The sequence below is a fragment of the Nocardioides lacusdianchii genome (assembly GCF_020102855.1).
Lineage (GTDB): Bacteria > Actinomycetota > Actinomycetes > Propionibacteriales > Nocardioidaceae > Nocardioides > Nocardioides lacusdianchii.
In genome coordinates this window covers 424,007-435,677 of sequence record NZ_JADHZD010000001.1, presented here as the reverse complement: position 1 = coordinate 435,677, position 11,671 = coordinate 424,007, and the positions used below count along the sequence as shown (strand labels likewise).

12 protein-coding genes are annotated in these 11,671 nt (G+C 73.0%); 8 read left to right on the top strand and 4 right to left on the bottom strand.

Going from position 1 to position 11,671, the window contains the following annotated elements; genetic code table 11:
• The first annotated feature begins 78 nt into the window (after nt 1-78).
• Genes IRX98_RS02205 through IRX98_RS02195 form a run of 3 tightly spaced genes read left to right on the top strand, consistent with a single transcriptional unit; the run spans nt 79 to nt 958 of the window.
• Entirely contained in the window at nt 79-252 is a 174-nt protein-coding gene (locus IRX98_RS02205; RefSeq protein WP_224273514.1) for a DUF4244 domain-containing protein, read from the top strand.
• Entirely contained in the window at nt 252-614 is a 363-nt protein-coding gene (locus IRX98_RS02200; protein WP_224273513.1) for a TadE family type IV pilus minor pilin, read from the top strand. Before IRX98_RS02205 ends, IRX98_RS02200 begins: the two co-directional genes overlap by 1 nt.
• Nucleotides 611-958, top strand: a complete 348-nt coding sequence (locus IRX98_RS02195; protein ID WP_224273512.1) for an Rv3654c family TadE-like protein — start codon at nt 611-613, stop codon at nt 956-958. Before IRX98_RS02200 ends, IRX98_RS02195 begins: the two co-directional genes overlap by 4 nt.
• 4 nt (nt 959-962) lie before the next feature.
• Here IRX98_RS02195 and IRX98_RS02190 read toward each other — a convergent pair whose 3' ends face one another.
• Nucleotides 963-1,268 carry a CgeB family protein gene (locus IRX98_RS02190; protein WP_224273511.1) on the bottom strand — a complete coding sequence of 102 codons (306 nt, stop codon included), beginning with the start codon at nt 1,266-1,268 and terminating at the stop codon, nt 963-965.
• A gap of 15 nt (nt 1,269-1,283) precedes the next feature.
• Nucleotides 1,284-3,626 (bottom strand): DEAD/DEAH box helicase, encoded by a 2,343-nt coding sequence (gene sftH, locus IRX98_RS02185; RefSeq protein ID WP_224273510.1) that lies wholly within the window; start codon nt 3,624-3,626, stop codon nt 1,284-1,286.
• Between the two features lie 177 nt (nt 3,627-3,803).
• Between sftH and IRX98_RS02180 the strand changes: the two genes are divergently transcribed.
• Together IRX98_RS02180 and IRX98_RS02175 are read left to right on the top strand one after the other, a co-directional pair.
• Nucleotides 3,804-4,139 (top strand): anti-sigma factor antagonist, encoded by a 336-nt coding sequence (locus tag IRX98_RS02180; protein WP_224273509.1) that lies wholly within the window; start codon nt 3,804-3,806, stop codon nt 4,137-4,139.
• Nucleotides 4,140-4,309: 170 nt separating this feature from the next.
• A complete protein-coding gene (locus IRX98_RS02175) occupies nt 4,310-6,643 on the top strand; it encodes a sodium-translocating pyrophosphatase (RefSeq protein WP_224273507.1) in 2,334 nt (777 codons plus the stop codon).
• 110 nt (nt 6,644-6,753) lie between these two features.
• Here the strand turns inward: IRX98_RS02175 and IRX98_RS02170 are convergent, their stop codons facing one another.
• The gene (locus IRX98_RS02170; protein ID WP_224273505.1) at nt 6,754-7,647 is read right to left on the bottom strand and encodes an aminoglycoside phosphotransferase/kinase family protein; all 894 of its coding nucleotides are present in this window, start codon (nt 7,645-7,647) and stop codon (nt 6,754-6,756) included.
• A 38-nt stretch (nt 7,648-7,685) separates the two neighbouring features.
• Between IRX98_RS02170 and IRX98_RS02165 the strand changes: the two genes are divergently transcribed.
• A complete protein-coding gene (locus IRX98_RS02165; RefSeq protein ID WP_224273503.1) occupies nt 7,686-9,170 on the top strand; it encodes a DUF7059 domain-containing protein in 1,485 nt (494 codons plus the stop codon).
• Here IRX98_RS02165 and IRX98_RS02160 read toward each other — a convergent pair.
• Complete coding sequence (locus IRX98_RS02160) at nt 9,154-9,945, bottom strand: hypothetical protein (protein ID WP_224273501.1); 792 nt, start codon at nt 9,943-9,945, stop codon at nt 9,154-9,156. The genes IRX98_RS02165 and IRX98_RS02160 overlap by 17 nt on opposite strands.
• 160 nt (nt 9,946-10,105) lie before the next feature.
• Between IRX98_RS02160 and IRX98_RS02155 the strand changes: the two genes are divergently transcribed.
• Together IRX98_RS02155 and IRX98_RS02150 are read left to right on the top strand one after the other, a co-directional pair.
• Nucleotides 10,106-11,254 (top strand): baeRF2 domain-containing protein, encoded by a 1,149-nt coding sequence (locus IRX98_RS02155; RefSeq protein WP_224273500.1) that lies wholly within the window; start codon nt 10,106-10,108, stop codon nt 11,252-11,254.
• Nucleotides 11,254-11,595, top strand: coding sequence for a DUF3140 domain-containing protein (locus IRX98_RS02150; protein ID WP_224273499.1), 342 nt, complete (start codon nt 11,254-11,256; stop codon nt 11,593-11,595). Before IRX98_RS02155 ends, IRX98_RS02150 begins: the two co-directional genes overlap by 1 nt.
• Nucleotides 11,596-11,671: the final 76 nt, after the last annotated feature.

Below are 11,671 nucleotides of genomic sequence, written 5' to 3'. Positions count from 1 at the left end.
GGGTGCGCGGCGTCGGTCGGGCGGCCGAGGGTGGAGCCAGCGGGGCTCATCGGGAGCCCCGGGACGACAGGGGAAGCGATGAAGATCCGACGCCACGACGAGTCCGGCATCACCACGGCGGAGTACGCCGTCGGGACAGCTGCCGGGGCCGGCTTCGCGGGACTGCTCTACACGCTGCTCACCGGCAAGTTCGGTGACCAGCTGCTCGAGCGGCTCTTCGACCACGTCATGGGCCTGCTGGGCATCGGCTGATGGGCAGGCGGGCTCGGCGCGAGCGGGGAGCGGCCACCGCCGAGCTCGCCCTCGGCATCCCGCTGCTCGTCGCGCTGACCGCCGGGCTGGTGTGGATGCTGGCGCTCGGCGCGGCCCAGGTGCGGGTCATCGACGCCTCGCGGGAGGCGGCGCGCGCGGTGGCGCGGGGTGACGACGTCTCCTCGGCTCGCGCGGTGGCGCTCCGCATCGCCCCCGACGGGGCCCGGGTGAGCGTGGACGAAGGGGCCGGTCAGGTCGAGGTCACCACGAGCGTCCGGGTGGCCGGCCCGGGAGGGCTGCTCGGCGCGCTGCCGGGTGTCACGGTGTCGGCCCACGCGGTCGCGCTGGCCGAGGCGTCGTGAGCGCGGCGGGTCGGTCGCGCCGCGACGACGGTGCCGCGACGGTCCTGGTGGTGGCGATGGCGGGGGTGCTGATGTTCGTCGCAGCGGGGCTCGCCGCCGTCGGAGGCCTGGTGACCGCGCAGCGTCAGGCGCAGGCGGCTGCCGACCTGGCCGCCCTCGGAGGGGCCGACGACCCGGCGACGGGGTGCGACGCGGCCGCCCGGGTCGCGGCGGCCAACGCGGCCTCCCTCGACCGGTGCCAGGTGGTCGGGCGCGAGGTCACGGTCACCGTCTCGGTGCCCGGACCGCGGGTCCCGTGGCGTGACGTGCGGGTGAGCGCGGAGGCGAGGGCCGGTCCTGGCTAGGCCCTCAGACGGCGTCGCGGCGCTCGGGGTCGTCCGACCGGCGCTCGGCCTCGACCCGCTCGAGCTTCGCGTTGAGCTCGGTCAGCTCCTTGCGTTCCTTGCGGTGCGCGAGGCTGCGACGGGTGCCCCACTTGAGGATCGAGAAGCCCCACAGGATGGCCGCGCCCGCGGCGACGCCGACGAAGAAGGACTCGAGCGTGGTCACGTCGAAACCGAGCAGCTCACCACCCGACCCGGGCTCGCTGACGAAGACGGCGGAGAGGATCGCGATGCCGCCGAGGATCAGCAGGCCAAGACCGAGGATCACCATGTGCCGAATCTAGCGTCATTCCCCCTCGCGGGGTGCACCCGCGAGGAGGGCGTCCAGCAGGGCGATGGCGCCGGGCTTGTCGAGGGGGTTGTTCTGGTTGCCGCACTTCGGTGACTGGATGCACGACGGGCACCCGCTCGCGCACTCGCAGCTCGCGATCGCCTCGCGGGTGGCCGACAACCACGCCACCGCGGTGCGGAAGCCCCGCTCGGCGAAACCCGCGCCGCCCGGGTGGCCGTCGTACACGAAGACGGTGAGCAGGCCCGTGTCGGCGTGGCGGGCGGTCGAGACCCCGCCGATGTCCCACCGGTCGCACGTGGCGAAGAGGGGGAGGAGGCCGATCGAGCAGTGCTCGGCGGCGTGCGCCGCGCCCGGCACGTCGAGCATCGGGACGCCCGACTCGGTGACCACGTCGTCGGGGACCGTCCACCAGACGGCGCTCGTGCGCAAGGTCCGCTCGGGCAGGTCGAGCGGCTCCTCGGCGAGCACCTCCCCGCCGGGCTGGCGACGCTTGAGGAAGGACACGACCTGGTGAGACACGTCGACCTCGCCGAGCGCGAGCTCGCAGCCGCCCCACGACCGGCGCTCGTGGGTGGCGACGATGCTGATGTCGGTGGTCTCGCGCGCCGTGGTGCTGTACGCCGGCTCGTCGCGCCGCATCGTCGCAACGTGGTGCTCGAGGTCGAGCTCCTCGACCAGCCAGGTCTCGCCCTGGTGGACGTAGACCGCGCCCGGGTGCGCCTGGTTGTGCGCGCCACCGGCGTCGACCGTGCCGACCACACGGCCCGTGTCGGCCTCGACCAGCTGCACCGGCGACCCGCCCGCCGAGCGGATGTCGGCGAGGTCGGCCGCGCGTCCGGAGTCGGTCCAGAACCAGCCGCGCGGGCGCCGCCGCAGGAGTCCGAGCTCGACGAGCCGGTCCAGGACCTCGCGTGCCGTCGTCCCGAAGAGCGGCAGGTCCACCTCGGTGAGGGGCGCCTCCTGCGCCGCCGCGCACAGGTGCGGGCCCATGACGTGCGGGTTGGACGGGTCGAAGACCGACGCCTCGACCGGCGCCCCGATGAGCATCTCGGGGTGGGTGACGAGGTAGGTGTCGAGCGGGTCGTCCTTGGCCACCAGCACGCCGAGCGCGTCCTGCGCGCCGCGGCCGGCGCGCCCGACCTGTTGCCAGAAGGCCGCACGGGTGCCGGGGAAGCCGGCGATCAGGACCGCGTCGAGGCCGCTGATGTCGATGCCGAGCTCGAGCGCGTTGGTGGCGGCGAGCCCGACGAGGTCGCCGCGTCGCAGCGCCGACTCCAGTGCCCGGCGCTCCTCCGGTAGGTAGCCGCCGCGGTAGGCCGCGACGCGTCCCGGCAGCGACGGGTCGACCTCGGCGAGCAGCTCGGCGGCGGTCGATGCCACCTGCTCGGCGCCGCGGCGCGAGCGGATGAAGGCCAGGGTGCGCACGTCCTCGGCGACGAGGTCGGCCAACAGGTCGGCGACCTCCGACGACGCGGCGCGCCGCACGGGGGCGCCGTTCTCCCCGGCGTGCGAGGTGAAGGGCGGCTCCCACAGGAGCAGCGACACCCTGCCGCGCGGCGAGTCGTCGCGGGTCAGCGCGACGACGTCGAGCCCGGTCAACCGCGACGCGGTCACCTCCGGCTGCGCGACAGTGGCCGAGGCGAGCACGAAGGTCGGGTGCGCGCCGTACATCGCGCACACGCGTCGCAGGCGCCGCAGCACGTGGGAGACGTGCGCGCCGAAGACCCCGCGGTAGTGGTGGCACTCGTCGACCACGACGTACTTCACCGACCCGAGCAGCCGCGCCCAGCGGTGGTGCGAGGGGAGCAGTGAGCGGTGCAGCATGTCGGGGTTCGTCAGGACGTACTCCGCGTGGTCGCGGGTCCAGTCCCGCTCCTCGCGCGAGCTGTCGCCGTCGTGCGCGGAGAGGCGTACGTCGAGGCGCAGCGACTCCAGGCCGGCGAGCTGGTCGTGCGCCAGCGCCTTGGTCGGCGCGAGGTAGAGCACCGAGGCGCCCCGCTCGCCGCGGGGGCCGCGGGCCGCGCGGATCGCCGACAGGCCCGGCACCTGGTAGGCCAGCGACTTCCCGGACGCGGTCCCGGTGGCGACGATGACGTGGTCGCCGGCGTGCGCGGCGTCGGCGGCGACGACCTGGTGGCGCCACGGACGGGCCACGCCCTGGGCGGCGAAGGCGCCGCGTACGTCGTCGGGCACCCAGTCCGGCCAGTCCTCGTGGACCGCCTCACGGGCCGGCAGCACCTCGAGGTGCTGCAGCCGCTCCTCACGCCCCGGCACCCCCGTCAGCCGTCGGACCAGCGCGTCGACCGAGGGCAGCGCGCGGACTGGGGAGTGGCTCACCCACGCAGTCTGGCAAACGCCTGCGACGGTGAGCGGTGCGCGTGGCCCGTTCCCAAGTGCCGGGGACTCCTGCGCAACCCTTGTGACTCGTGGTTTGATACCACCCGGAAAGAACAAGGGGCACTCGCGTGCCCGCAGACGCACTGTCCGAACGAGTTCGGGGACCGGGGAGCAGTCGTGGATCTCACCCTTGCTACGCGCGAGGTGGACGGCCGCGCCGTCGTGGCCGTCGGCGGGGAGATCGACGTCTACACCGCACCCAAGCTGCGCGACTGCATCACCGACCTCGTCGGCGCCGGCACCTACGACATCGTCATCGACCTCGAGGCCGTCGAGTTCCTCGACTCCACCGGCCTCGGTGTGCTGGTCGGGGGGCTGAAGAAGGTCCGCGCCCACGACGGGTCGCTCGACCTGGTCTGCACCCAGGAGCGCCTGCTCAAGATCTTCCGCATCACCGGCCTGGCCAAGGTCTTCGTCATCCACGACGCCGTCGGCCTCGCGCCCGGCGCCTGACGCTTCTTGCGCCGCTCCACCTCACCCCTCCGAGCAGGTTCGGAGGGGTTTGTCGTGCGCCGGTCTGGTCGCCCGGTGTGGCGTAGGTCACGCCGCCACGTGATCTGGGTCACGTCTGCGTAGACTCCGGCGCGTTCGAGGTTGACGTTCACAGTCCTAGGAGGACGCGCATGACGGGGATCCTGCCCGCGGTCGTGAAGCCGGAGCTCGAAGGCAGCAACTTGGTCCTGGTCGTCGTCGTCGCCCTGATCGCGCTCGGCGCGCTCGGGATGGCCGCGATGTTCAGGTCCCAGGTGCTGGCCGCCGGCGAAGGCACCGACAGCATGAAGACCATCGCCCAGGCCGTGCAGGAAGGCGCCAACGCCTACCTGACCCGGCAGTTCCGGACCCTTGCCATCTTCGCGGCGATCGCGTTCTTCGCGCTGCTCGTGCTGCCGGCCGACGACATGACCGTGCGCATCTTCCGCTCGGTGTTCTTCATCGTCGGCGCCGGCTTCTCGGCAGCCGTGGGCTATCTCGGGATGAACCTCGCCGTGCGCGCCAACCTGCGCGTCGCGGCAGCTGCCGAGTCCACCGGCCGCGAGCCGGCCATGACGATCGGCCTGCGCACCGGCGCGATGGTCGGCATGCTGACCGTTGGCCTCGGCCTGCTGGGTGCCAGCCTCGTCGTGCTGTTCTTCCAGGCCTCTGCGCCCGAGGTGCTCGAGGGCTTCGGCTTCGGTGCGGCGCTGCTCGCCATGTTCATGCGCGTCGGCGGCGGCATCTTCACCAAGGCCGCCGACGTCGGCGCCGACCTGGTCGGCAAGGTCGAGCAGGGAATCCCCGAGGACGACCCGCGCAACGCCGCGACCATCGCCGACAACGTGGGCGACAACGTCGGTGACTGTGCCGGCATGGCTGCCGACCTCTTCGAGTCGTACGCCGTCACGCTGGTCGCCGCGCTGATCCTCGGCTCGCAGGCCTTCGGCGACAAGGGCCTCGTGTTCCCGCTGCTGATCCCGGCCATCGGTGCCCTCACCGCGGTCGCGGGCGTCTACCTGACCAAGCCCAAGGCCGACGAGAACGGCCTGACGACGATCAACAAGTCGTTCTACATCTCCTCGGGCATCGCGGCCGTGGCGAGCGTCGTGCTGTCCTACCTCTACCTGCCGAGCAGCTTCTCCGAGTTCACCAACATCGCCGCCGACCTCACCGGCGCCGAGGGTGACCCCCGGTTCATCGCCGCCTCCGCAGTGGTCATCGGCATCGTGATGTCCGCGGGCATCCTGGCCCTCACCGGCTACTACACCGGCACCGAGTACCGCCCCGTCAAGGACGTCGGCAAGACCTCGATCACCGGCCCGGCCACCGTCATCCTGTCCGGCCTCTCGGTCGGCTTCGAGTCGGCGGTCTACACGACCCTCGTCATCGGCGCCGCGGTCTTTGGTGCCTACCTCCTCGGTGGCGCCGCTCTCACGGTGTCGCTGTTCGCCGTGGCCCTGGCCGGCTGCGGCCTGCTGACCACCGTCGGCGTCATCGTCGCGATGGACACCTTCGGCCCGGTCTCCGACAACGCGCAGGGCATCGCCGAGATGTCGGGCGACGTCAGCCCCGAGGGCGCGCAGATCCTCACCGAGCTCGACGCGGTCGGCAACACCACGAAGGCCATCACCAAGGGCATCGCGATCGCCACGGCGGTGCTTGCCGCGACGGCGCTGTTCGGCTCCTACGCCACCTCGGTGTTCGAGTCGCTCGCCGAGGCCAATGTCGGCCTCGACGAGGCCTACCTGCTGGACTTCAGCGTCTTCAACCCGGCGGTCATCGTCGGCGTGCTGCTCGGTGCGGCCGTGGTGTTCCTCTTCTCCGGCCTCGCCATCAACGCGGTCGCCCGCGCTGCCGGGGCGGTCGTGATGGAGGTCCGCCGCCAGTTCCGCGAGATCCCCGGGATCATGGAGGGCACCGGTCGTCCGGAGTACGGCAAGGTCGTCGACATCGTCACCAAGGACTCGCTGCGCGAGCTCGTGACGCCCGGCATCCTCGCCGTCCTGGCGCCGATCGCCGTGGGCTTCGGCCTCGGTGCGACCGCCCTGGCCGGCTTCCTCGCCGGCGCCATCGGCACCGGCACCCTGATGGCCGTCTTCCTGGCCAACGCGGGTGGCGCGTGGGACAACGCCAAGAAGCTGGTCGAGGACGGCCACCACGGTGGCAAGGGCTCGTCGGCCCACGAGGCGACCATCATCGGTGACACCGTCGGTGACCCGTTCAAGGACACCGCCGGCCCGGCCATCAACCCGCTGATCAAGGTGATGAACCTCGTCTCGCTGCTCATCGCGAGCGCGGTCGTCTCCCTGAGCGTCGGTGACGACCAGAACGACGTGCTCCGCATCGTGATCGCGCTCGTCGCGGTCGCGATCATCGCGGGCGCGGTGATCGTCTCCAAGCGGCGCGAGGTGGCGATCGCCGACGACGGTGACAACACCGGCTCGTCGTCGTTCACCCCGCACCCGCACCCGGACCACGCCTGACGCTTCGGCGTCGGCCCCCCTCGGTCGCGATCCCCGGGTACCCGGGGAAACTGGAGCCTCACCCCCGAAACTTCGGGGGTGAGGCTCCAGTTTTGGTAGGGAAGCCCGCCTCAGCGCTCGCCGAAGTGCGGCCGGGTCAGCTCCTCGGTGAGCCCGCCGAGCGCGGTGTGGTCGTCGTCGTCCCCGACGTGCGGTCCCTGCAGCCACTGGGCGAACGACCAGATCTCACCGAGGCGCCACTCGAGGTCGAAGAGCCGCAGCATCCGAGGGTCGTGGTCGACGTCGCGGCCCTCGTGCACCAGCGTCGCGAGGTCCCGCTCGCGCGGCGCGAGCACCAGCGACTCCCAGTCGATCAGCCACGTCCGACCGCGCGCGACCCACTGGTTGCGCACGTGCGGCTCACCGTGCGTGACGACGTACGGCGACGGGTCGGCAAGGGCGAGCAGGCGCTCGTGCTCGCGTGCCCACCCGCCGACCTGGGACAGGTGCTCGACGACCAGCTCGCGTGCCGCGGGACCGAGCGGTCCGGACCAGTCCTGCTGGAGCAGGTCGCGGAGCCGGTCGCCCAGCAGGGGCTCGACCTCGGTCGACCAGGTGCGGGCGCCGGGCGGAGGCTGAGCCGCGTGCAGGCGGGCGAGCAGGTCGGGCAGCTCGGCCACCGACTCGGCCGGGCGCGACCCGTCGAGCCACCCGGTCACGCTGGCCTTCCGTGAGCGGAGAGGGACGACGTACGCCCCTCTGCGGGTCGGCAGCGACGGCCAGACGAAGTCGAGGTCGAGCGCGGCCGCGGAGGAGTACGCCGCCTCGAGGCTGGCGAGCGTGTGGCGCGGAAGGTCGATGTCGAGGGTCAGGAAGAGGGTCGGCTCGCCGGTGACCTCGACGCGCCAGTGGTGCGCGCCCCAGCCGACGGGAAGGTGCTCGACGGCGTCGGCGCGGTCGTCCCACTCCGCGCGGACCAGGTCGAGGATCTCGTCGTCGGTCACGTCGGGCGGTCGCTCGTGCACCCGCCGATGGTGGCACGCCAGTCTGGGAGGCTGGAGCCATGCCCCACGACCTCGACCTCGCCGCCCCGCTCCGTGAGGCGCTGCTCGCCGCCGACTTCACCTACGACCGCGTGGCCGAGGCGATCGGCGAGGACGCGCACCGCGCGCTCGGTCGCAACGAGACGCTCCCCGCGCTGCGGCGTACGTCGTCGGGCTCGGCGCTCGACACGCTGGTGCGGCTCTTCCTGCTCCAGACCCCCGTGGCGCGCGACGAGGCGGAGCGGGCGCTGCCCGGCCTGGTCGACCGGCTCTGCAACGCCGGGCTGCTCGAGCAGAGCGTCGGCGAGGTCGCCGCGCGGATGGACTGCCGGCCCTACGCCACCGAGGATCGTGACCTCTGGATCGTCTCCGACCTGACGCCCGGCCTCGACGGCGCGCCGGTCGCGGTCGGCCCCGACCACGTGCTCGGCATCTCGAGCGCGTCCACCAGCCTGGCCCAGCTCACCATGCGCGAGCCCGTCGGTCGCGCCCTCGACCTCGGCACCGGGTGCGGCGTCCAGGCGCTGCACCTCGCAGCCCACGCGGGCCACGTCGTCGCCACCGATGTCAACGCCCGTGCGCTGTGGATGACCCGCCTCAACGCCGCGCTCAACGACGTCTCCGTCGACGTGCGCGACGGCTCCTTCTTCGAGCCCGTCGCCGGCGAGCAGTTCGACCTGATCGCCACCAACCCGCCCTTCGTCATCTCACCGGCGACCGGCGAGCGTCTGGTCTACCGCGACTCCGGCCTGCCCGGCGACCGCGTGGTCGAGCACATCGTGCGCACCGGCCCCGACCACCTCACCGACGGCGGCTGGCTGCAGGTCCTGGCCAACTGGTCGATCGTCGACGGCCGGCCCTGGGACGAGCGCCTCGGATCCTGGCTGCGCGCCGACTGCGACGCCCTCGTCGTTCAGCGCGAGACCCTCGACCCGGCGTCCTACGTCGAGCTGTGGCTCAAGGACAGCGGCCACCACGGAGGACCGGACTACGCCCGCCGCTACGACACCTGGCTGTCCTGGCTGGAGGAGACCGGCATCGAGGGCATCGGGTTCGGCTGGATCAACGTGCGACTCGGCGCCGGGGCCAGCGGCCGCCACGAGCTCCTCGAGTGGCGCTACGACGTCGAGCAGCCCATCGGCCCGGCGATCCACGACTGGGGCACCGCCGTGGACGACCTGCGCGACCTCAGCGACGAGGCGCTGATGGGTACCTCGTTGCGTGCTCGCGAGGACGTGCAGCAGGAGACGGTCGGCCGTCCGGGCGCGGAGGACCCCGAGGCGATCGTGCTGCGCCAGCAGCGCGGCTTCCGTCGTGCCCGCACCGCCGACACTGTCGAGGCTGCCTTCCTCGGCGCGTGCGACGGCGACCTGGCTGTCGGCCAGCTCTTCGGGGCGCTCGCCCAGCTCACCGACACCGACGCCGACAAGCTGCGGAGCACCTACCTCCCCGTCGTGCGCGAGCTCGTCGGCGAGGGCTTCCTGGAGGTCATCCGACCGGCGTGAGCGCTGTGTCGGCGCGCGCCTGCTCGGCCAGCGACGTGTCGCGCAGCTCGACCAGGTCGCGACGCACCGACGCCGCGAGCAGCTCGACCCGACCGACCGCGAGCAGCGCCGGGGCACCGCACGACCACGGCCGGGCGCTGTCCCAGCCGAGGCGGCGTACGTGTCCGAGGACCTGGTTGCCGCACGCGTTGAGCGAGGTGGTGCCGAGCAGGTCGGCGACCCGGACCTGGGTGATCGGCCCCTCCGGGCCGATGGCGGCGTTGGCCTTGCCGACGACCCAGGCGACGCCTCCCGCGAGCCGGGCGGGCGTCATCCGCTCGGCGAGCTCGGGCAGCCGGTCACGGGCGAGCAGCAGGCACTCCCGCAGTGGCGCGGCCAGGTCGGCGGGCAGCAGTGTCTCGCGCAGGTCGCCCAGCAGCTCGTCGGCGACCAGCCACGCCTCGTCGGCGACCGGGTCGAGGTGGTCGCGCAGGCGCGGCAGCGCGACGGGGGAGCCGGTCATCGCCAGCAGCTCCTCGCGGCTGCCGGCCACGCAGTCCAGCCAGCGCAGCGCCTGCTGGTGGTGCGGGAGCGGCGGCGGGGCCTGGACGGCCGGGGGCCGCAGGTCCTCGTCGTGGCGTCGCGCCACGTCGGCGTACGTGCTGTCCTCGACGCGCTCGCTCCAGGCATCGACGAGCCGTCCGTCGACGAAGACGAGGTGGCTGAGCCGGCCGCCCTCGTGCAGTCGCTCGCGGGGCTCGCGCCAGAGAAAGGGGTCGTAGTGGTGGTCGTACATCGGTCCTCCTGGGTCGTGGGCGTGGGTCCACCGTCGGCAGCGGCTCCGACACCGGCGCGCGGTCGTCCACAGGTCGCCCCCGGAGCACTGTCGTCCACAGGCCCACGGTGCGTAAGTGGGCCGGGTCATGGACCCGCGGGGTCGTGGGTACAGGCCGCGCATGACCAACAGACGAGGACAGGCCCTGTCCATGCTGCGTCCCGCGGCCGAGCTCCACGGCGACGTGGTGACCGCCTACGTCGACGTCAGCCGGACCACGGAGAACGGCGCGCAGGAGGTGGAGACCCGCATCGCCAACCTGGTGCGTGACGCCGGAGCGAGCGGTGCCGACGAGGCGACCGTGCGCGAGGTGGCCGAACGCCTGGCGCGCCCGACCGGGCACGGGGGTGAGGCGTCGCGGGTCGTGGTCGCACGGGACGGCACGGTGGCGACCGACCTCGTGCTGGGCGGCGGCGCCGAGGACCACCACCACGTCGGCCCGATCGCCCACCTGCTGCCGCTGGGCCGCGCGCTGGCGGACGTGGTGTCCTACGTGCTGGTCCGGGTCGACCACTCGGGCGCGGAAATCGCCGTGAGCGACACGCTGGGCCTGGACGAGCGCGAGATGGTGAGCGAGGGCGACCACGACGTGCTGCACAAGGTGCCGGGCGGTGGATGGTCGCACCGGCGGTTCCAGACCCGCGCCGAGGACTCGTGGGACCGCAACGCCGACACGGTCGCAGGCGACCTCGACACCCTCGTCCGCGAGGTGGACCCGGACCTGGTCCTGCTCACCGGGGACTTGCGCGGGGTCGCTCGGGTCCGCGAGTCCGTCGCCGGCCACGTGACCGAGCGCCTCGAGGTGCTCGAGCACGGCAGCCGCGCCGAGGGGGCCTCCGACGAGCGGCTCGACGAGGAGGTCGCCGCGGCCGTCCGGCGGTGCCGGGCCCGCCGCATCGACGACGTGCTCGACCGCCTCGGCCCCGCCGACGCGCCCAAGGCCGTCGGAGTCGCCGAGACGCTGGAGGCGCTGCGACGCGGCGAGGTGGAGACGCTGGTGCTGCTGGCGGGCGCGCTCGAGGGCCGCGAGGCGTACGCCGGGCCGGCGCCGCTGCTGCTCGCCACCGACCCCGAGGAGCTCCGGGCGCTCGGCGTCGGGGAGCCGGGACGCGTCGTGCTCGAGGAGGCGATGTTCCGTGCCGCCCTCGGCCAGGACGCGGACCTGCTCCCGTTGCACGCCCCCGTCGGTGCGCTTCCCGACGGCGTGGGCGCGGTGCTCCGCTTCTCCACCCGACCCGACCCGACCCACAACGAAGGTGAGGACCAGTGATGGCCGAGTCCCTGATCGACGACGAGCTGTGGCAGGAGTTCCACGACGTGGTCAACATGACCTCGCGCGAGCTCTCCGACTGGCTGCGCACCGAGGCGTCCGACGAGGTGACCGCCGTCGACGGACCGCTGCCCGAGCTGGAGGTGGGCGAGCAGGTGGTGGCGATCCTCGGCAAGCGCCGCACGGACCTCACCCCCGACGACGTCGACACGATGCGCCACGTCGTCGAGCAGGTGCGCACCCTGCGCGGGGACGAGCCCGAGCCGGAGGCGTACGACGACCAGATCCGGCACGTGCTGATGTCGTTCGGGCACGACCCGCTCAGGCCGTCGGGCGCCTGAGCGACCCACCCGCGGACGCCACCCCGCGGCGGCCTGTGGACGCCGCGGGGTGGCGAACTGACGTTGTGGCGCTACC

Bases quoted from the DNA above. Each gene is read 5' to 3' on its own strand.
- IRX98_RS02205 (WP_224273514.1), top strand. From the start codon at position 79: ATGAAGATCCGACGCCACGACGAGTCCGGCATCACCACGGCGGAGTAC.
- IRX98_RS02200 (WP_224273513.1), top strand. From the start codon at position 252: ATGGGCAGGCGGGCTCGGCGCGAGCGGGGAGCGGCCACCGCCGAGCTC.
- IRX98_RS02190 (WP_224273511.1), bottom strand. From the start codon at position 1,268: ATGGTGATCCTCGGTCTTGGCCTGCTGATCCTCGGCGGCATCGCGATC.
- IRX98_RS02175 (WP_224273507.1), top strand. From the start codon at position 4,310: ATGACGGGGATCCTGCCCGCGGTCGTGAAGCCGGAGCTCGAAGGCAGC.
- IRX98_RS02165 (WP_224273503.1), top strand. From the start codon at position 7,686: ATGCCCCACGACCTCGACCTCGCCGCCCCGCTCCGTGAGGCGCTGCTC.
- IRX98_RS02160 (WP_224273501.1), bottom strand. From the start codon at position 9,945: ATGTACGACCACCACTACGACCCCTTTCTCTGGCGCGAGCCCCGCGAG.
- IRX98_RS02155 (WP_224273500.1), top strand. From the start codon at position 10,106: ATGACCAACAGACGAGGACAGGCCCTGTCCATGCTGCGTCCCGCGGCC.
- IRX98_RS02150 (WP_224273499.1), top strand. From the start codon at position 11,254: ATGGCCGAGTCCCTGATCGACGACGAGCTGTGGCAGGAGTTCCACGAC.